The sequence below is a fragment of the Aeoliella straminimaris genome, from assembly GCF_024054565.1.
Classification (GTDB): Bacteria; Planctomycetota; Planctomycetia; order Pirellulales; family Lacipirellulaceae; genus Aeoliella; species Aeoliella straminimaris.
Genome location: NZ_JAMXLR010000036.1, coordinates 280,288 through 301,582 on the forward strand (window position 1 = coordinate 280,288; position 21,295 = coordinate 301,582).

Consider the following 21,295-nt stretch of genomic DNA (forward strand, 5'->3'; position numbering starts at 1 on the left):
GCGGTTGGCGATGATTCCAGGGAAACACGGGCGTTTATACCTTCGTGGTCGTCAGAGGGACGGGGCCGGTTTCGATCTGAACGTCTTGGTTGCGTACCCGCACGGCCAGTCGCTTTAGAGGTTTGGGAGGAGGACCGCCTGCCACGGTTCCATCCTTGTAGTAGACTCCTCCATGGCAGGGGCACATGAACAGTTCGGCGTCATTCACCCAGCGAACCGGACAGCCGAGATGGCGACAGTTGATCGAAAAGGCGATGAAAGTTGAGTCGTCTACACGCCGCAGCCAGGCCCCGGTCTTGGCGGTCACGCCTGCCCAGGGAACCGTCGTGGCATCTTCGAAATTGACCAGAGACGTGGAGCCAACCTTAAACTGATCAAGCTTGCCGACCGTCCGCCATTTGCGTGGAGGCTTGCGGAAGACGGGGGCCAGGATAAAGCCCAGGCCAGGCACCACCATCATCGCACCGATGGCGACTGATAGAGCCACGGATACTTTGGCGTAAAATGAACGCCGGGAGACTTCCTCGTCGGGGCATTCTGCCGGGGTTTCGGCCGAATCATGATTCATCTTGTCGGCTCCACTGTTCGCAAATTTCGCTCATCCAAGTGCACAGGGCCCACACGAACAGTGCGAAACCCGACAACGACATGACCCAATGGGTAAGAATCCCCCATACCAGCAGGGCAATGCCCATTGCCATGGCCACGGGCACGTAGGTTGGGTCAGGGGCCACTTCGTCCAGGGCTGTCGCAGTACTTGGCTCGTTGGTCATGACGTTAAGCTCACTTTGCCGAGGTGCTGAAGGGGCGACCGTAACCGCCTGGGGACTCGGGCGGCGTGACGGTTTCGGTGTTCGAGTACCATCGGCACAGCAGGCTGATGATCACGCCCACGTACAGACTGCACGGCGGCACCCACATCAGCAGTCCACCGAGTTGTTGGTCGATGGCTGGTGTTAGTCCGGCATCGTAGAGTGACGTGAGTACGTGCAATCGATCGACCGGATTGGCGAAGGCTGGGCAAACCGTAATGGTGGTGAAGGTTATGTAGATTCCCAGCAGGGTGCAACCAATGCAGGCAGAAAACAGATAGGAGATACCACTGAGTGGAGGCAAGCGGTATCGCTGAACCGGCGCGAAGATCGGCCACCAAAATGCCAGGCCAGCTAACAAAAACGAAGTATCGCGGAGGCACCCGATTCCGGCGTTCTGCGTTGCGGCGGAACACAGCACCGGAACGTGCCAAAGCCACATCGCCCCCACGCCACAAACCCAACCCGGCACGGGGTGCGACAGCATGCGGCCGGCGCGGTCCAGGCGAGCGTTCTCAAACCACTGCGCCATCTTCTCTTTAGGTAAACTCAATAGTAAGCACATGGGAATCACGAGCAACAATAGCAGGTGTTGCACCATGTGAGCGCTAAACAGATAGCCATCGGCCAACACGCCAATGGGCGAGACGAACGCCAGTACCATCAGCGACGCCCCGAGGACAAGACTCCTCAGTCCGTGGACGGCTGCGCGGCGAAACACGATGAGGTACAACGCGACCCATACCAGCGCAACCAGCCACGCGAGAGACGTCCAGTGCCAGAGTGCATGATCCCAAATCATTGCAAGAATCCCAGGTAGATGATGGTGAACACGGCTATCCACACCACATCGACAAAGTGCCAGTAGACCCCAATGGCTCCAAATACCTTGGAGCGTTTGGGCGTTAGGTATCCCTTGCGAGCCATGAGCAGCATAATACTTAGAGCGACTAAGCCTCCTGTAACGTGCAGGCCATGAAACCCGGTGACGGTGAAGAAAGTAGAGGCGAATAGATTGCGGTTGATCGTAACGCCATCCTGAATCAACTCGTTGTATTCGATCGCCTGTCCGACAAGAAAAACCACACCGAGCAAAATCGTCATCGCCAGATACTTGCGAAATCCGGTCGTGTCTCCACGACTCAGGTGCCGCTCTGCTAACCAGAACGACACACTGCTGGAGAGCAGGAACACACTGAATATGCCCGTACGCAGCACATTCAAGGCCGTTTCCGATGTCGGACCACTAGCGTCCTCGACGCGGGCATTGAATACCACGTAGGCCACGAGCAACAGAATAAAGAAGATTGCCTCGGAAACGACAAACGCCCAGGCACTGGTCTTTGCTTTATCCGGGCGGTGTCCGTTGTCCGCGGGAGTTGTAGAGGTTTTCCAGTCCGCTTGTTCCGGATGATTGGCGTCCCACACGGGGCGGCGACTCTTGATTTCCGGCAGCGATTCAAAGTTCTCTACCGGCGGTGGAGAGGTTGTGAACCATTCCAATGTGAACGCGTCCCAAGGATTGGCTCCAGCCGTTGATCCACGGAGCAGGCTGGAGATTACATTCCACACCAGCACAAGGGTGCCTGCTGCCATGAAGAATGCAGAAACCGACGAGATGGCGTTCAATGTTGCCCAGCCGGGATGGTCGGCGTACGTGTAGACGCGGCGCGGCATGCCCATGAAGCCGAGGAAGTGCTGCACGCCGAACGTGCCATTGAACCCAATCACCCACAGCCAGAATTGAATCTTGCCCAATCGCTCATCGAGCATCTTGCCGGTGATCTTGGGGAACCAATAGTAGGTGGCTGCGAACAATGCAAAGACGATTCCGCCGATCAGCACGTAGTGAAAGTGAGCTACGACAAAATAGGTATCCGTCAACTGCCAATCGATCGGCACCGTGGCGAACATGATGCCCGTTAAGCCACCGACCACGAATTGAACCAGGAAGGCGATAGCGAATAGCATGGCTGTCGTGCAGCGAATCGAGCCGCCCCACAGCGTTGCGGTCCAGTTGAATATCTTGATGCCCGTGGGAATGGCGATCAGCAAAGTGGCCGCCGCAAAGAAGATGTTCGCTCCCATGCCTAGGCCAACCGCAAACATATGGTGGGCCCAAACCCCATAGCTGAGAAGCACAATGACCGACGAAGAACCGGCGACAAAGGCGTAACCGTAGATTGGCTTGCGAGAGAAGACCGGAATCACCTCGGAAACCATCGCAAAGGCAGGTAGTGCGAACACGTAGACTTCTGGATGGCCAAACATCCAGAAGAAATGTTGCCACAACAGCGCCGAGCCTCCACGAGCAGGTTCGAAGAATGCGGCCCCCAACCAGCGGTCGATCAGCAGCATGGCCAACGCCGAATTGAGAGGAGGGATCGTGATCAGGATCAGAATTGCCTGCATCAACATGATCCAGACGAACAGCGGCACACGTTGCAGGCTCATGCCGGGCGCTCGGCAACAGATCACCGTGGCGGCTATGTTGATGGCACCCGCCACGGAGCCGATGCCCATCACGGCAAGGCTGATGATCCAATAGTCGACACCAGGTAGCGAGCTGTAGGGCTTGGTGGATAGCGGGGCGTACGAGAACCAACCCGCATCGGGTGCCGAGCCGGTCAAAAAACTCCAGTACAGCAGCACTGCCCCGAATGGCAGCATCCAGAAGCTCATGGCGTTCAAGCGGGGGAACGCGACATCCTTTGCGCCGATCATCAGCGGGATCAAGTAGTTGGCGAACCCGGTGAACACCGGCATTCCCACGAGAAACACCATGGTCGTTCCGTGCATGGTGAAAAGCTGATTAAAGAATTGCGGTGACAGGAACGTGTTGTTGGGCACCGCTAGCTGCACCCGAATCAACAGGGCTTCAACGCCACCAATCACCAGAAAGAACACCGCCAGCAGCATGTATAGAAGGCCGATGCGCTTGTGGTCGACCGACGCAAACCACGACAGCAGGCCCCAGTTGGAGTCTGCTTTGGCCGTTTCGTATTGCTGAACGACTTCCGTGCTCACTTCAGAGAGTCCAGATAGGCGACGAGTTGTTTAACCTGTTTATCCGTCAGGTTGAAGTCGGGCATCTTGCTGCCGGGTTTGAATTCTTGTGGGTTCTTGAGCCAGCGGGCAAGGTTTTCGGGAGAGTTCTCCAGTACGCCGCCTCCGAGTTCCTTGCGGAGGGCGATATTGGTCAGGTCGGGGCCAATGGAAGCCGTTGCTTCGGTGCCCCGAATCGTGTGGCAGTTGACGCAGGTATACGAAAAGAAAAGCTGCTTGCCCGCAGCTGCGTCCGCACTGGCGGAGTCACTAGGCTGTGCTGATTGATCCGTCAGCCAGGCTTCGTACTCTTCTGGACTGTGGGCGTAGACTTTAAAGTTCATCCACGCGTGTTGCGTGCCGCAGTATTCCGAGCAAAGCCCCTGATAGACTCCCGGTTTGGCGGCTTCGAGCCAAATATAGTTGTCGCGGCCTGGGATGACGTCCATTTTTCGAGCCAACTGAGGGACCCAAAAACAGTGGACCACATCGGCTGATCGAAGTTTGACTCGGATCTGTTTATTGGTTGGGATATGGATTTCGTTTGCGCTGGTTATGCCGGATCCGTTGTAGATAATCTCCCACCACCATTGGTGGGCAACAACGGTCAGCTCTTCGTCCGCCTTCGCATCGCGGGGGGGATGCACTTTGGGCACCGCATTCATGGTGAGAATGAGCTTGGTGCTGATGGCGAGCAGCCACAAAACGACCAGCACAGGGCCAACCATCCAGAAGATTTCTCTTCGGTGGTTGCCAAAATCCTGCTTGGGGAGCTCGGTGCGCTTTCGCCCTCGAATGATCGCAATGACGATCAGACCGGTAACGATGAAGAAAATGGCGGCGCTGATCCACACCACCTGCATAAAGACTTCGTACATCGCCTGAGCTTGGGGCGATTCAGGCTGTAGTACAGGAAGATCAGACATGCCCTCCCTTTACGGGCAAGTGGGTGTCTGCTGGCGGAGGAACCCAAGCGATTGGTTGCCCCTGAATTAAACCGGTCAAGCTAGCGGCTCGTCAAGAACGCGTCGCTCAAAATATCAAAGAAAATGGACACTTTTTTGCGTGTTGGTTCTCCCTTGTTAGATTGATCTTGACACGCAGGCTATGTGTTCTTGGCTAACTGTATCGCTGGCATAAGGGGGACCGGTGGTAAAAGTGAATTTGAAAAGAGCCAGCCGCGCTGCTTGTTCGTTTCACTTGCTCTCGATACGTCGGCTCAGCAACGCCCAGATTGGTAGGTGCGATTGAGACTTGGTGTAGATCTATCCTCCAGCGTAGTTCCAGGATGAAGTATGTCTTTGAGCGCCGATTCCCCTGGTGAGTGCTGTGAGCCGACAAGCATCGCAGGCCGGGAGTCGATTCTGCAACATCGCGGCGCTCTTGCCCGTGGCTATTGAATCATCTTGCCGAACAGCTTGCTTGGGCGGGGTGGATACTTGCCAAGTCGGTGCTCGTGCCGCAAGGCTAGTTGCTACTTCGTAGCCGGTGCTGAGGTTCGAATTGCGTGCCATCTCTGCTTGTTGCAGGACTCGCTGTGGAGCTTTGTACGTCCGAGTGCCTTTAGCAACGCAATGCCGGCCGTCGCCGCGATTGGGTACTAACCCGATGGCGGCTCGAAGTTCCGGCGGCTTTCGCCCCACGGCTGATTCAGCAGAGATTAATCCGATAGAAGTCGCGGTATTGGCCTACGTGCTGGGTGGTAGTCCGTCCAGGTCTGGATTACAACGAACGGGGACGATGCGTTCTGATCCACTACTGTATGCAGCCGAGATTTGCTGCAAGCAGCGCAAGTGAACCACTTGGTGGGACGTTGTCGCCCGCTTCTCACTCACCGCGGGCTGTGGCGCGATCGGCAAGGCGGTCGGCCCAAGCCAGAACGATGGCACTTATCGGGAGAATCTAGCGATGCAGCGACGGACCTTCCTACAGTCGATAGCAGCCATGGCTGCATTTGTCAGCCCAGTCCACAGCTTATTCTCGCAAGAGAAGGAGTCAGGCTTTTCAGAGGAGGTCGTGTCGGACTTCTGCTACAGGCTGCAGCCCATCGGTCGAATCCTCGAAGTTGAGGGATACTACGTGTGGTGCAACACTCCCATCATGGGAGATGATGGCAAGGTGCATGTCTTTTATTCGCGTTGGCCGCAGGGTAAGGGGATGGGAGGTTGGATTACTTGCTGCGAAATCGCTCACGCCACGGCCGACACGCCGGCAGGACCTTACGAGACGATGGACGTCGCGATAGCTCCCCGCGGCGAAGGCTATTGGGATGCGACCACATGCCACAACCCTCACGTCCAAAAGATCGGTGATGAGTACTGCCTGTTCTACATGGGTAACTCCAACGGCAAGACCAACACGAAGCGCGTCGGCCTGGCGACTGCCGATTCGCTCTCTGGGCCCTGGCGTCGACAGGAAAAACCTCTGCTTGAGCCAGGCCCGGAGGGCGCATGGGACGATCACTGCACCACGAATCCCTCGTACATTCGTCATCCAAACGGTGAGAGCTGGTTGTACTACAAATCGTGGAACACAGCTGACTACTTGAACGATCAACCACCAGTTCGTGGGAACCGCAAATATGGTGTAGCGATTGCACCGGACTACGCAGGCCCCTATGCCAAGTCCGCCGAAAATCCACTGGTCGATTTCTCAGGGCTTGGAGAGAACCGTCAGTGCGAGGACGCTTACGTCTGGCTGCAGGACGGCGTGTTCAAGATGATTGCGCGGGATATGGGTGTGTTCAGTCATGAGGTCGGGCTCTACATGGAATCTCGCGACGGCTTGCATTGGTCGAAGCCACAGATTGCTTTTCGCGAACTAAGTTACTACGTCGATCAGCCGCCACAACCAAAGCACCTCAAGAGATATGGACGACTCGAAAGGCCTCAACTTCTTTTTCAGGGGGGACGTCCGACCCATCTGTTTGGTGCATCGCAGGGGGGCAAATTCAACACGAGTTCCGGGTTTGTGTTCTCTTTATCCGATGAATGAACACCACGGAAGAATTATCCGAATCTCTGCTTACGTTTGAGGTTCCACTGCGCCGCAAGTGACCGTTGGCGACTCAGGCAACCAGGTTGGACGTGGGTGGCAGTCGAGATCCCATACGCCTTGCGTCTTGATCGCGAACCGCAGAAACGTATGCCGAAGCAAGGCCGGTAGCGGTCGCTAGCAGTGATCGCTGAATTGCGTAAATGGAGTAATTCTTTGCAAGAAATAGCAGTGGCATGGCTTTAGCTATCGTTACAATATGTGTCTATTAGGCGAGACAGGCAGTAACCCTTTTCGGGCCAATATTCATGGACCCAGAACTAAGCCCTCGGCGGTGGGCGTTTTTAAGCTGAACCGCCAGATTTGCAGTGTCCGGTGAGGTAATTCGACAGCTTTGACGGTTTCGCGTGTGTGGCTGCGCTCGATGAGTTACCGCTCCGTCTGGTATTTGCCTTGATGGTGAATGCAACGGGCGTTTGGGGATAGATCCCTTTGCGTAGAGGCGGCGTTGATGGGTAAACCCGTGTTCACATCTATTGCATTGTCGTCAACGGCTTCGATGTGCAATGCGGTTTCGGTAGCGATGTTCGAGCTATCTATGCCATCTAATTCTGCGCGCTATGTATCGCTCCCATACGTCAAAGCGATTTGATGTTTGTTGCTTGGCTGTGCCTTCAATTACCACAGATCGTGCGCTTGCGCTGAGAGGAAGAACCCAGCTGAGTTTCTTGCGTCTCGCAGTACAGCCGTCACCCCGCTGATTCGTTGCCGTAACACCCAAATAGATAGGCTTGGTAATACGCTGAAAGGTAATTCCGATTTGATCTGAACAGCCTACTGATGCGTCACTCCGTGCTTTCCACCTTTTTAACTTTGTGATGGAATAATGATGATTAGGCACAAGTATCTCATAGCAGTCTTCGCGAGCTACTCGCTAGTTGCCGTGATTGCCCACAATGGTGCGATGGCGGCGAACAATAGTGTTACCACCGAGGCGGACGAGGAGACCAGCTACCTCGTGAGCGACCCGGACGTAGGAGACTTCACCGTCACTATTTCTGGCTATTCCATTAGGGACTTGCGGGAGGACAGGTATTACTTCCGTACCGAAAGTAGTAGTAGTGCCATTGACGAAACCTGGTCCATCGCCATTACAGGGCTGGATCCTGGTGAGGTGATCACCGACCTGTCACTTTCGACCACTCGCATCGTCCCGACCGTGGGCTCGGGTGGAACGTGGGACTGGGATATCGAGTTGTCAGCCCCTCTTGGGGGTGGTGGAACCTATACAGATTCCCGCCAGTTGATCGGCGACGTTACCATCGATCCCGATATCACCTTCGACAATGACATCTCTGGCGACCACTTTGGAGAGAATCCTACTTTCTCCATCAACGTGTCGAAGTCGAACTCCAACACGCGTTCTCTAGGGTGGTACAACCTCAGTATCACGGCTGCCTTGGGCTCGTCGCAGCCGATACCCGGCGACACGACGGGAAATGGCATCGTTGATATCGATGATCTAACTCCGATCCTGCAGAACTACCGCACGGTGCAAGCGGATCGTACTAGCGGCGACCTGGTGGACAACGACTTCATTGATTTTGCTGATTTCCGTCAGTGGAAGACCGCGTTCCTGCAGGAGGGTGGTTCGCTGGAAGGTATCAATTTGGATTTCCTGTCCAACTCCGCAGTTCCTGAACCGGCGAGTCTGGCAATGCTGGGAGTGGCCGTGTTGGGAGTCGCCGTCGTGATGAAGCGACATCGTTCGTAATTACAACTTGCTGGATCAGCGAAGTAGCAACCTCTTACTTTATCAACACATCGCGACAGGTGAATTCGCAGAATCTTGCGTGATGACGGGAGAAGATAGCAATGACTTGCAGGCCATACATCAACTTAGCAGCCTTTACGCTGGCCCTCCTTGGGATCAGTTTCGGTAGTGCGTCGGGGCAGGATCTGTTTGGACTAGCCCCAGACGCCGACACTTGGCTTTCCAACGGGGCCGGCAGCGGTCCCACGGCCACCCATGGCGGCGAATCCATCATGCAATTGCGATGGTATGACGATGGATCGACGACCCGTATTCGAATTCCATACATTCGCTACGATATCAGTCAAATCAATCCTGACTTATTCAGCACCGCCACTCTTAGCGGAACCTTTAGAGACAGCGGCAAAGACGGCCCGGGTTCATGGCAGGTATGGGGACTGAACGACACCCTCACGGCTGCGGGTACCGCAGGGGTCGATTGGGATGAACTCACCGTCAGCTACTCTAACGCTGCCGGCATGGACAACGCAGCCGCCGTGGGCACTTTCGGGTTCTCGAGTGACGCTACTCAGCTCGGAACCATTGCGGTGGACACGATGGATCTCCAGCCCCTGCCCTTCGCATCGAACACCACTGATCTGGATTTGAGCTCGTTCCTCGCAAGCGACACTGATGGACTAGTGACATTCATCTTAATGGACTTAGTGGAAGCCGGTGGAAAGGAGTTCTATATCGATAGCCGTACCGGCAACACGTCCGACGGTCACGGGCCCATGACGCTCAACTTCGAATTCCCAGCTGGTGACGTGGATGGATTCAATGGCGTCGACCTCAGCGATCTGCAGACTATCGCCGACAATTTCCGCCAGGCGGTTGATTCCCGTCTGGATGGCGACCTTGATGGTAATGGATTTGTCGACTTTGACGACTTCGGCTTGTGGAAAGCCAACTACACTGGTTCGTTGGAGGGAGTGAACCTTGGCTTCTTGACCGCCGTCCCCGAGCCAAGTTCAGTGATGCTCGCGGTCTTGGGGGCCGCGGGGGGGGCCCTGATGGTTCGCCGCCGCAATCGCAAGACTTCGGGTATGGTTGCCAGCGTCGTTTTGCTGATGGTGACGTTCTCCGCCACGGCCCATGCTCAGACCGCAGTGCGATTCCGCGACGCCAATTCGAATGTCAATCCATTGCCCTCGCCAGCAGGGCCGGATGGTGACTGGAACATCGACAACAACTGGTGGGACCCGTTCGACAATAATTTCATCCCTGAGTATTCCTTCGGCGACGGCGAGGTTGCCTACATTGAGAATGGTGGCACGGCCTACGTGGATATGGACGGCGGCAAGTACCCCGGCCACATCTACATCGGTAGAACTGAGGGGACGACGGGTGGTGTCGAGATTCGGAGCGGTGGGGTAATGAACGTGCAGGCTGGGGCCGCTACGAATGGTGGTGTCTCCGTTGGCGAATCGGGAATTGGCACCCTCGAGGTGCTTCCTGGCGGAACGCTGACTGCGGTTGGCACCATCTCCGTGGCCGATGGATCGACGGCCATGGTACACCCCGGCGGCACCCTTTCAACCACCGGTCCGCTGGAGTTTTCCGGCAACAGCAACTACCAGGTCGAAGTGACGGGCAACGGGGTAAACGGATCGATCTCTGCTGGTTCGGCGGCCAACCTTGGTGGCAATCTCTACTTTGACTTCGGATCCTACAGTCCTGCGAGCACGGACACCTGGACGATCCTCGAGGCGGACGCGATCAACGGCAGCTTCGACTCTGTGAGCTCCAATCTGTCGCTGGCAGCCAACCAAAAGTTCGTGTTCTCCAAGCCCGATTTGGGAGGCGGACGCGTGGGACTGAGGGCTGCCATCGAAGAAGTACTGGTGCTGGAAGTGAATCGCAATACTGGTGAGGCAATCGTAAAGCACACGGGCGGATCGACCATCTCGCTAGATGGTTACTATGTCGGTTCGGATCTTGGGCTGCTGAGCAACTTAGACGCCGACTGGGATAGCCTGGTCGAAACAGGAAGCCTTGGGGCAGATTGGGTCGAAACTTCTCAGACCACAAACAACATCGGCGAGTTGAAAGTCGGCGCCGATGCCACATTTGGAAGTGATATGTCGCTGGGGAATATCTATAACCCCGTGGCAGGGACCTTCGCAGGTGCGAACGAGGACCTGGAGTTCGTCTATCGGCGATCCGATGGCACACAAACCGCCGGTATCGTGCAATACACGGGAAGCAAGGTGAATAACCTGCTGCTTCAGGTCGACCCGTCAGGCGATACGTACCTCCGCAACCCGTCGAGCACCACCGTCGAAATCGACGGCTACGAGATCCTGTCGCCGGACGGCTCCTTGGTCACGGCCAATTGGACCAGCCTGGCCGATCAGAGCGTTACCACGAACGCCTGGATCGAGGCCTTAAACAACAGCGCCAATCAGTTGGTGGAATTCGATTCCGAAGGCTTCACCACATTGGCTCCAGGAGCCGCATTGAATCTCGGCCAACTGTTTGCGGGAGGAACGCAAGACCTGGAGTTTAACTTCCTTCTGATGGGGGAAGACGTAGGCACGGCAGGCTCAGTGCTTTACTCCGCCTATGAGGGCCTGCTAGGCGACTTTAACAACGACAACACGGTCGACATCGCAGATTACGTCGTCTGGAGAAACAACCTGGGAGGCGCCAGTCTGCCGAATGACAATGACCTCGGTACGGTTGGGGCAGATCACTATCAGTTGTGGAAGACGAACTTCGGTCAGTCCATCGCTTCTTCAGCAGGATCGCTTGCTGCTACGTCGGTTCCCGAGCCCGCTACGTGGCTGATGGTCGGACTCGCATTCGGCCTGGTCGTTGCCCGGCAACGTTCAAGATAGTTCGTGACGGAACAGGATTTCGTCGAATTTGGAATTTGGGAAGAAGGCAGGAAGATGAGTGCGTTATCCCTGCATCGCAGCAACGGGCGATGCGCGTTCACGCTGGTTGAATTGTTGGTGGTCATTGCGATCATCGGTATTCTCGTGGCTCTGTTGCTGCCGGCGGTTCAGGCCGCTCGCGAAGCCGCCCGACGGTCGCAGTGTCTGAACAACTGTCGCCAGATTGGTATCGCGGTGCATATGTATCACGATACTACCAATGAACTACCACCCAGCCGCATGTGGGATGGCGGGTTCACGTGGGCTGGAGTGGTCCTGCCCTACCTCGAGCAAGCAAACGTGCGTGATCTGGCGGACTTCACCAAAGACTTTGCCGATCAGCCTGATGCGGTGAAGGAAACCCAGATTCCTACGTTCCTCTGTCCATCTCGTAGTCACGATTTGCCCTATAATTACCTGCGCAGCGAGGTCATACCAAACGTGACCAAAGCCAACGGCTCACCGCACAACGGCGGTGGCACAACGCGTGGCATCCTTGGCGATTACGCTTGTATCTCGAGCACCTTTCGTTCGGGAACCGGTGGCTTTGATCACGCTTTCGATGGTGCGATCATCCTGCCCAAGCTGAAGAGCGGAAGGCGGTTCAAGGCCCGTACCAGCCTGGCCAAGATCACCGATGGAACCTCCAACACCTTCATGATTGGGGAGAACTCCTATTGGATGTCCGCTCGCGCCTCGATTTACGATGGCAACGATAACCCCGGTGCAATCCTGGGCATGGGCAATAAGGCGCGGATCAAGGCCGCTCTGCCGGGGGACGGGCGAGGGGTGAATTTCACTCAGGCCGAAGGAGGAGCCGTTGGGAGCGATCCCACCAAGTCGCAAACCGACGACAAACTCTGCGTAGATGGTACTAAAAATTGTCCTTTCTGGTTCGGTGGAGATCATACTGGAGTCATCAACGTCACGATGTGCGATGGCAGCAGTCGGGCGGTTAACAAGGACATCGATCTTGTCATTCTGGAAGACTTCGTAACTCGTGCTAGTGGCGAAGTCACCGCCATGGACGAGTTGTAGAACCAGCAAGCCCCCAAGCCGACGACCTGCTACTGAAGGGCTTCAATGCGCTAAAGCCGAGGCAACTTGCGACTTCCAGCACGCGCCTTAGGCCTCCAGCGTTTGTAGAATTAAAAGCAGTTTGGCGTGAAACGTATTCGACTTTGGCTAATAATATTCCTCACCTTATGAACGTCCTCGTTTCGCGGCAGGTGTTATGTAACGCTCTGTCTTTGGTTGCTCTGCTTCTCTATTCTACGGCCACATGGGCCACCGAGCCGATCAAGGCGTTTCCGCAAGCCGAGGGGTTTGGGGCCATCGCCAAGGGAGGCCGCGGGGGCGACGTCTATCACGTGACCAAGCTGACCGACGATGGATCGGTCGGAACATTGCGGCACGGCATCGAGTCGGCTCCCAACGCGTCGGGCCGCACCATTGTGTTCGATGTCGGTGGATGGATTGATCTGAACCGCAAGCTGGGCATTGTCGACAGCAAGAGCAACATCACCATCGCCGGGCAAACCGCGCCAGGGGGAATTGGCGTGCGTGGTCACCAGTTCTCGGTGGGGGCGGACGACATCATTGTGCGGCACATGCGATTTCGACCCGGCAAAGACGCCGGCAGGGTCGACTCGGTAGGCACCAACAGCGATGCCGAGCGAGTGATCTACGATCACATCTCCTCTGGGTTCAGCTTCGACGAGAATTTCTCGGTACAGGCCTCCGACGTGACGCTGCAGTACAGCACGGTTTCGTTCGGGCTCGAAAGTCACTCGGCAGGGTCGCTGCTGGAGAATCCGCATCGGCTCAGCATGCACCACAATCTTTATGCCCACAACAACACCCGGAATCCCAAGCATCGAGTCCAGGAAACGCTCGATTGGATCGACAACGTCATCTACAACTGGGACACCCGCGCCTTCTACATGCAAGGAACCGACAGTAGTGGGTACTTCTGGACGTCCAACATCGATGGTAACTATTTCATTGCCGGCCCGAACGACGGTGGCACCAAGCCAATTAGCGGAGGTTCGCAAGACGACTACGGCACTTGGTGGGGCGTGAATGCCTTCGACGGCGACAAAGACTCCGCGCACGACGGACAGAACTACTCACTCGGCGATGACGACTTCTCCGATATCTCCAGCGCTGCTACGACGTGGAGCGACACCCGTTATCCAGTTGCGGATGAAATCTGGCAGAATGCCTCTCCAAAAGACGCGTATCTACGGACGCTTAGCGAGTTCGGCGCTACCCCTTGGGCGCGGGATGAGGTCGATCAACTGCTGTACGAGAACGTGGTCAATCGAACTGGCAGCATCATTTCGCACGAGAACAAGCTTGTTTCGCAAGGCGTGAGTAACGGCGGCTTCGGCGCCCTGGGCGGCGTGGCCGCTCCGCTCGACACGGATGGCGATGGAATGTCGGACGAATGGGAGCAAAAGCATGGTACGAATCCGCAGGTTCCGAACAACAATGGCGACTTCGATCACGATGGCTACACGGACCTCGAGGAGTACTTGAATGACCTGGGCGCGTTCGCCGCGGTCGGGCAGATCGAGTTCCACGGCATCGGCCGCTACGCTGACTGGCAGCGTTGGGATCGCCGCTGGCAGCCATCACGATTAGACGTTCTGCAGGTCAGGACCGGGGTCGCTTTCGTCGATGCCGTGGGACAACAGGCTGGCACACTTCGACTAGGTTACGACGCGGGTGGCGACGCTCGGCTGTATGTTACCAGTGGCTGGCTCGAAATTACGAATCAACTCGTCGTAGGGAGCCGAGGTATCGGCCGCGTGGAGCAGTACGGTGGTGAGCTGCGAGTGCTGGAGGGGGACATCCAAATCCTCAACGGTGCGTACAAACTCCGTGGCGGCTTGCTGGCGACGCCGCACTTGACCAAAGCGCCGCGGGGGTCGTTCGAGTTTACTGGCGGTACTCTTGATGCCGATGCCATCGACTTCTCGCTGACGGTTGCGGGTGGCACACTGTTTCCCGGCGTGGATGCCATCGGCTCGACCGGCATTGCAGGGGACCTGAACATGGAGTCGGGCACACTGGTGATCGACCTCGAGAGTGCCAGTGCTGCCGACCTTGTGAACGTGTCCGGCGTGGCGTCGCTCGATGGCAACATCGAGGTCCAACTGCTTAACGGGTTCCGACCTACGGCAGGCCAAAGTTGGCAGATTCTCACCGCGCGTTCGTTCGATGGTCAGTTGAAAGTCATCACTCCTGGGTTCTCCGTGGAGCAAATCGGCGATTCGTTATGGTTAGTGGCTGGTACCTCGCCATCAACGTTGGCCATTCCCGAACCGCACTCTCTGGCTTTGCTGCTGCTGGGGGTGCTGGGTTACGCCGCCAATCGAAAGTGCCGTCAGGCCGTCTTCGCCCTGGCGCTGGTGGCAGTCCTGGTTCCCGCTTCGGGTGCGCTGGCTCTGCAAGTGCCGGTCATTGCCGACTCGCAACTGAGCGAGAACGGCAACACCGGGGATGGTGATGCAAACGACTCCGGCAGCGGCACCGGCAGTCCCATTAACGCACGCTTCAACGACGCGAATCGTAACGAGTGGCTGGCGCTCAAGTTCGATCTCAGTGAGTACTCCGACAAGTCAAGGTTCACCGATGTGTCGTTGAACACCTACATGTACCGCGGCGATGCGAATAACACGCAGACGCTCAGGCTCTACGCACTCGCTCCTGGAATCGCGGGCGAGGACTGGAACGAGTCCACCACCACTTATGGTTCGATGCCCGGCTTTACTTTCGATGCGGATTCGCAAACCCGGCTGATCGACGGCAATCTTGTGCAGAATCTTGGCGCATTTGGAGTATCGGGTGTAACCGCCGAAGGTAGCGTGGCTTCCATCGATCCGGAGGGGCTTACCTCGTTTGTACAGTCGATGGGCAACAACAACCTGCTCACCTTGCTTGTCACCTACGACGTACCGCACAACGGACAATGGCGCATCGCGTCCCGCGAGACCACGGCGACCACCACCGGAGTACTCACAGGCGCCCCCGGCGACTTGGCACCGTTTCTCGATTTCACACTAGGTCCTGTTCCCACTACCAGCGTGGGCGGCGACTACAACAACAATGGAATTGTCGACATCGCCGACTACACGGTTTGGCGTAACCTGCTAGGGGGAACCTCGCTGCTGAATGAGGAGGTCTCTCCCAACGTGGTGGACATCGCCGACTACTTGTACTGGCGAGAGCGGTTTGGTGCGACCGACACGGGTGAGCCCGCCAGCTTTGGCCAACCGGCCGCGGTGCCGGAACCACCGGCGCTGTCGATAGCCGGGCTGCTGGCCGTGGCCGTGCTGGGGGCCGTCAAGTATCGGAGCCGTAACTAGCGCTCTTGCGCGCGTCACTTGGATTGCTTTTGGGCTGCTGCACGCAGTTCGGTAACGGTCACAACCCAGCGGTTGGCGCGTTCCACTCCCTGCACGCTGCGGAGCGACCCCACGGCAATGGCTCGCTTGCCTTGCAGACTGGTGGCAGTTTTCGCAGGTTCCTTCTGCTTGGTCAAATCGAGTTCCATGGTGATGCCGTTGGCCGTGATCGTGGTGCCGGTGGTCTCGCCACCGATGGCCATCAGTCCGGTCTCCAGCGTGCCGACGATCTTCACCGTGATCGACTCGGCGGGTTGCTCGTCCTCATCGGTGGACTCTTTCGCGTCACCCTGCGATTCGGTCACGGCGGGTACTGGGTGACCGTTGACCGTCTTCACGCCCTCGCGACTGACGCGCCGCATCAGGTACGCAAAGCCCGGACCCGCCATGCGGGTGCTGCCGGCCACGAACGTTAGATTGCCATTGGCATCCACCCGTTCGCCGCCGAACATTCGGTTGGGGCCGGTCACCGTTGCGACCACGACCAGGCTCTTCTTGAAGTCGACCTCCGGAACCGGCTCATCAGGGTTCCATTTGTTCCATAGCTCTTTCCATGCCTCGTTGTCGCCAACGAAGTCGGACTCCGGCGCAAGATCCATCAACGTCCGATCGGGCAGCTTGCCATACCATTGCATGGGATCTTCATCCGCGGCCGAGGCGAGGCTGGACATCGCAGCGGTATGCAACACAGTCAGGCAGAGTAGCACGTTTTTCAGCAGCATGTTCGACTCGACAGGTACGGGGTAGGGGGGATCGTGTAACAGGCGTTCGACGAATTGGCAGCGGGAAAAGTTCCACCACGTACATCTTGCCCAACGGCCGAAGACACGGGCGGCATCGGGTCTCTCCGGCACCGGGGGCGCCGAGTATTGGGCCAACGTTTTTTGGGCCATGTTGTCACAGCGACATTCATGGTCCCAAAACTCCCATGGTTTTGGGACCACCCGGGTGGCGAAACCACTGTTTTTACAGGCCAAAACCATCGGGGGAGGGGACAAAACCCCATGAATTGTTCTCCGCGGTATCGATAAGTTGTGGCAAAAAAGGTGCGGCAAAACTCGCCCAGATGCGCTGGCGTGGCAGACGCCCTTTGTCGGCCAGCCGCATGCGTCTCCGCACGTCGGCAGCGTCTCGACCGTTACTTACGCGGATGCGGGTAGGCGTTGCGGCAAACCCATTAGATCAGACGGGAAGGCGAATTCAACAGCGACCTTTTTACGCTTGCAAGTTTCGTCATTGGAAGTCGATCTCCATCGTCTGACGCGGAGTACCGCTGGCGTCGAGGCATCATTTCGAGTCGTCGACTACCATCGGAGTTTCATCCCAGCTAGAGTACTGGTCGGCAACTGCCTGGGAGGATGGAATACATAAAGAGGGAGAAGGTTCCTTGATCAGACTTCACTCGATCGGCCTTGCGTTGTTGCTGCTGCTGATTGCAAGCGGCTCGGGATTCGCTGAGGACACCCGTCCCAACATCCTACTGGTGATGGTCGATGACCTGGGACCAGCGGACTTGGGTTGTTACGGCTCCGAGGTCATTCAAACGCCTCGGTTGGACGAATTTGCCAACCAGGGGCTCAAGTTCAACCAGGCCTACGCCGGATGCACGGTCTGCGCGCCGACACGTAGTGTGTTGATGACCGGTGTCCACATGGGGCGTACGTCGGTCCGCTTGAACACAGGAGGTGTGCCACTAGCGGACAGCGACGTGACTATCCCCGAGATTCTTCGGCAGGTCGGTTATGCGACGGGTGGCTTTGGCAAATGGGGAATCGGCGACATCGGCACCTCAGGCGCTGCCGAAAAGCAAGGCTTCGACGAGTTCTTTGGCTACTACCACCAAATCCATGCCCATAACTACTGGCCGGAGTACCTGATTCACAATGGCCAAAAGGTGGCGAACGAGCCTCGGCAGCGGGGCACCGCCGTCGGCTATTCCCACTACCAAACCGTGCAGCGGACCAAGCAGTTCATAAGCGACTCGGTGTCGGCCGGAAAACCGTTCTTCTGCTACGCCCCCTGGTGCCCGCCGCACGGCGACTATCTATTGCCCAAGGAGGACCCCGCCTGTCGGTTCTACCAGGACAAACCCTGGAGTCAGAAGGTCAAGAACCTGGCGGCGATGGTCACGATGATCGACCGCGAATTCGGAGAGCTACTTGACCTGCTGGACGAGCTGAACGTGGCGGACAACACCGTGGTGATCTTCTCGTCCGACAACGGCGGCAGCGAAATGGCCGACGCCATTAAGCATCTTAATCCCGGCGGGCCGCATCGCGGGCACAAGCGTTCGATGTACGAAGGGGGCATTCGCACCCCGTTTATGGTGCGCTGGCCTGGCGTCACGAAACCGGGCACAGAAACCGACTTCGTAGTCAGCCACCAAGATGTGTTGCCCACCCTGGCGGCCATTGCCGGTGCCGACGAATTCGTACCCGACGAGGTGACCGGATTGTCGTTCGCAGAGCTGCTGGCCGGCAATACACCAGACCAGCTGCACGACTATCATTACTGGGAATGGGAGCTGTGGAATTGGGGGACCAACCAGCCAGCAACCAACGGGCGGATGCAGGCTCTGCGGCAGAACGAGTGGAAGATCGTGCGACATCGAGACAACCAGCCATGGGAACTTTATCGACCACAAGAAGATCCGGGCGAGCGAATCAATCTGGCGGACCAATACCCCGAACGGGTGCAAACGATGCAAAAGCTCGCCGAACAAGCCCGTGTTCCGATGCGTCCCCAAAGCGAACCCGAGCTGCCACCGGGAAAAAAGTTCCGGTAAGCGGGGCAACGGAGCGCTGCGCCACTTGTTGATGACGCCGTCGGGCACGCCCCGCATTCGCCAAGGCAAATGCGTTGCGATGGAGTGTTCGCGCGGTCGATCTTCCCGGCTCGCAGCCTGTCGAAAAGGGGGCAGAGCCAGTCGTGAAGTATGCCTTGATCGATGACGATGGTCCCACAGGCGGTTTCTTTGCCCGCACCGGGCCGCATCGATGGTGAGGCATTTCCCCTGGTAAAAACACCAGTGGATGGCGACAGGTGTTGCCTCCCAACTCTTTGGCCGGTGGCAGTTCAAGACAGCTGTCTCGCCGCAACGGCGGTCGCTTGCAAATGGTTCAGCGAGGATTGTGCAGCCAAGACGCCAACACTGCTGCTGCGCCGTGGAAATATGGATGCCGCAGAAATGTTCTGTTGAAAGCGCCTTGAGCTAGCGCAGGACAAAGTGACTGGCGCAAGGTATTTGTTGGTCGCCTTACGTCGCTAACGTTTCACGTCTTTATCATCTGCAAGCGATTAAGTGGTGTGCAGAACTGAGATTACTCTTCGCTACCGCATCGAATCTTCACCTTGCTGCCGATGAAGCTATCGCGGATGTCTGCGTCGAATCAATGGGGCACTCCGAATTGAGCAAGTCACGCATTCCTGCAGGCCTGCTATCACCCGTGAACGCCTGTGAACTGCGTGTTAGTCAGCTTAGTATTCTATTGAACAGCCAGAGCGTTTGTTCAGCTACTGAGAGCGTGCATTGTCGGTTATTGGCCATGCTGTTACACTGGACGTGCTAAATGGACCATCACACAACGAAAAAATCGAAGCCCCGGCGAAGCGCAGTCGGGCCTTCAGAATTGGAGTGCCGTCATTCGTCAAAAACCGCTATCAGCCCCCAATAAGCAACATTTTGGGGACAATCCGGTCAAGACGCGAGAGACCGAGAATTACAAAAACGAGTATGTCAAAGGATTCGTCGAGAAATGGGACGAACTCATCGATTGGGAAAGTCGCGCCAAGACGGAAGGCGACTTCTTTATCGAGCAACTTCGCGAGCGCGGCGCCAAGAAGGTGCTTGACGTAGCGACTGGGACCGGATTTCATTCCGTGCGGTTGCTCGAAGCAGGGTTCGAGGTCGTCAGTGCCGACGGCAGCCCCGAGATGCTCTCGAAGGCGTTCGACAACGGCAAGCGGTTCGGGCACATTCTCCGTACCGTACAAGCCGATTGGCGGTGGCTTAACCGCGACGTGCACGGCACGTACGACGCCATCATCTGTCTTGGCAACTCGTTTACCCATCTCTTCAACGAGCGCGATCGCCGTAAGGCGCTGGCTGAGTACTATGCGATGCTAGAGCATGACGGTGTGCTGATCATCGACCAGCGCAACTACGATGGCATCCTCGACGATGGGTTTAGCAGCAAGCATACTTACTACTACTGCGGCGACGCCGTGGCGGCCGAACCAGAGTACGTCGACGACGGACTCGCCCGGTTCCGTTACAGCTTCCCCGACGAGTCAGTGTATCACCTCAACATGTATCCGCTGCGACGGGAATACTTGCGCCGCCTGATGCACGAGGTCGGCTTCCAGCAAATCGACACCTATGGCGATTTTCAGGAGACCTACCGAGACGACGAGCCCGACTTCTTCATCCACGTTGCGGAAAAGGTTTATCGGGACGACGATAAGATTGAGGAAGAAGCCAAGGAGTTGACGAAGTGAGTAGTGCGCCAGATCAAGCCGTAACGATCGCTCGTGACTATTACAACAGCGACGACGCCGACGCCTTTTACGCGTCGGTCTGGGGTGGCGAAGATATCCACATCGGCCTGTACGAGTCCAGCGAAGACCCAATTTCCGAGGCGAGCCACCGCACCGTGCGCAGCTTGGCCGAGCGTCTGGGGCCGCTCAATCAACAGACGCGCGCCCTCGATATCGGTGCCGGTTACGGCGGAGCAGTTCGGTTCCTGGCCCGCGAGTACGGTTGCCATGCCACCGCGCTAAACCTCAGCGAGGTGGAGAATGAACGGAATCGCAGTCTGAATCGTGAGCAGGGCCTCGCCGACCGGATCGACGTGGTGGACGGCAACTTTGAGGACCTGCCATTCGAGGATTCATCGTTTGACGTTGTCTGGTCACAAGACGCGTTCCTGCACAGCGACCGTCGCGAGAAAGTCATCGCCGAGGCCGCGCGGGTGCTTAAGCCCGGCGGGCAGCTCGTGTTCACCGACCCCATGCAAGCCGACGATTGCCCGGAGGGCACGCTGCAACCAATCCTTGATCGGCTGCATCTAAGCTCGCTTGCATCGCCGGCATTTTATCGCGCGGTAGCCAAGGAACAGGGACTCACTGAAATCGGTTTCGAAGACCTCACGCACCAGCTCGTAAACCACTACTCCAGCGTTCTAACGGTAACCGAGACTAAAGAAGCCGAGCTAGTTGGCCAGATTAGTCCGGAGTACCTCGAACGGATGAAGGCTGGTTTACGTCACTGGGTTGAGGGGGGCCGCGAAGGGCGACTTGCCTGGGGGGTGTTCCATTTCCGTCGCTGACGCTTCGTCTGAC

At 57.1% G+C, this 21,295-nt stretch carries 14 protein-coding genes; 8 read left to right on the top strand and 6 right to left on the bottom strand.

The features are described 5' to 3' along the window. Positions 1 to 34 precede the first annotated feature (34 nt). The 5 genes from NG895_RS10440 to coxB are packed head-to-tail and all read right to left on the bottom strand — an operon-like array spanning position 35 to position 4,783. A complete protein-coding gene (locus NG895_RS10440) occupies positions 35 to 568 on the bottom strand; it encodes a QcrA and Rieske domain-containing protein (RefSeq protein ID WP_252852427.1) in 534 nt (177 codons plus the stop codon). After that, positions 558 to 773, bottom strand: a complete 216-nt coding sequence (locus NG895_RS10445; protein ID WP_252852428.1) for a hypothetical protein — start codon at positions 771 to 773, stop codon at positions 558 to 560. Before NG895_RS10445 ends, NG895_RS10440 begins: the two co-directional genes overlap by 11 nt. A 10-nt stretch (positions 774 to 783) precedes the next feature. After that, entirely contained in the window at positions 784 to 1,614 is an 831-nt protein-coding gene (locus NG895_RS10450; protein ID WP_252852429.1) for a cytochrome c oxidase assembly protein, read from the bottom strand. Continuing rightward, on the bottom strand, positions 1,611 to 3,839 hold the full coding sequence (ctaD, locus tag NG895_RS10455) for a cytochrome c oxidase subunit I (protein ID WP_252852430.1): 2,229 nt from the start codon (positions 3,837 to 3,839) through the stop codon (positions 1,611 to 1,613). Before ctaD ends, NG895_RS10450 begins: the two co-directional genes overlap by 4 nt. Beyond that, positions 3,836 to 4,783, bottom strand: coding sequence for a cytochrome c oxidase subunit II (gene coxB, locus NG895_RS10460; protein WP_252852431.1), 948 nt, complete (start codon positions 4,781 to 4,783; stop codon positions 3,836 to 3,838). The genes ctaD and coxB overlap by 4 nt, the downstream gene beginning before the upstream one ends. A 1,018-nt stretch (positions 4,784 to 5,801) precedes the next feature. On the opposite strand from coxB, the gene NG895_RS10465 reads away from it, so the two are divergent. The 5 genes from NG895_RS10465 (at position 5,802) to NG895_RS10485 (ending at position 15,916) form a co-directional block, all read left to right on the top strand. After that, a complete protein-coding gene (locus NG895_RS10465; protein WP_252852432.1) occupies positions 5,802 to 6,851 on the top strand; it encodes a glycoside hydrolase family protein in 1,050 nt (349 codons plus the stop codon). Between the two features lie 889 nt (positions 6,852 to 7,740). Then, on the top strand, positions 7,741 to 8,625 hold the full coding sequence (locus NG895_RS10470) for a PEP-CTERM sorting domain-containing protein (protein WP_252852433.1): 885 nt from the start codon (positions 7,741 to 7,743) through the stop codon (positions 8,623 to 8,625). 101 nt (positions 8,626 to 8,726) lie between these two features. After that, positions 8,727 to 11,504, top strand: coding sequence for a PEP-CTERM sorting domain-containing protein (locus NG895_RS10475; RefSeq protein WP_252852434.1), 2,778 nt, complete (start codon positions 8,727 to 8,729; stop codon positions 11,502 to 11,504). Positions 11,505 to 11,558: 54 nt separating this feature from the next. Next, positions 11,559 to 12,581, top strand: coding sequence for a DUF1559 domain-containing protein (locus NG895_RS10480; protein ID WP_252852435.1), 1,023 nt, complete (start codon positions 11,559 to 11,561; stop codon positions 12,579 to 12,581). Positions 12,582 to 12,748: 167 nt separating this feature from the next. Beyond that, positions 12,749 to 15,916 (top strand): DNRLRE domain-containing protein, encoded by a 3,168-nt coding sequence (locus NG895_RS10485; RefSeq protein WP_252852436.1) that lies wholly within the window; start codon positions 12,749 to 12,751, stop codon positions 15,914 to 15,916. Positions 15,917 to 15,930: 14 nt separating this feature from the next. Here NG895_RS10485 and NG895_RS10490 read toward each other — a convergent pair whose 3' ends face one another. Beyond that, positions 15,931 to 16,677 carry a hypothetical protein gene (locus NG895_RS10490; RefSeq protein ID WP_252852437.1) on the bottom strand — a complete coding sequence of 249 codons (747 nt, stop codon included), beginning with the start codon at positions 16,675 to 16,677 and terminating at the stop codon, positions 15,931 to 15,933. Positions 16,678 to 17,342: 665 nt separating this feature from the next. On the opposite strand from NG895_RS10490, the gene NG895_RS10495 reads away from it, so the two are divergent. The 3 genes from NG895_RS10495 to NG895_RS10510 all read left to right on the top strand — a co-directional run bounded on the left by NG895_RS10495 (position 17,343) and on the right by NG895_RS10510 (position 21,282). Continuing rightward, on the top strand, positions 17,343 to 18,740 hold the full coding sequence (locus NG895_RS10495; protein WP_252852438.1) for a sulfatase-like hydrolase/transferase: 1,398 nt from the start codon (positions 17,343 to 17,345) through the stop codon (positions 18,738 to 18,740). 857 nt (positions 18,741 to 19,597) lie between these two features. Then, a complete protein-coding gene (locus tag NG895_RS10505; RefSeq protein WP_482758165.1) occupies positions 19,598 to 20,452 on the top strand; it encodes a glycine/sarcosine N-methyltransferase in 855 nt (284 codons plus the stop codon). Next, on the top strand, positions 20,449 to 21,282 hold the full coding sequence (locus tag NG895_RS10510) for an SAM-dependent methyltransferase (protein ID WP_252852440.1): 834 nt from the start codon (positions 20,449 to 20,451) through the stop codon (positions 21,280 to 21,282). The genes NG895_RS10505 and NG895_RS10510 overlap by 4 nt, the downstream gene beginning before the upstream one ends. Positions 21,283 to 21,295 lie beyond the last annotated feature (13 nt).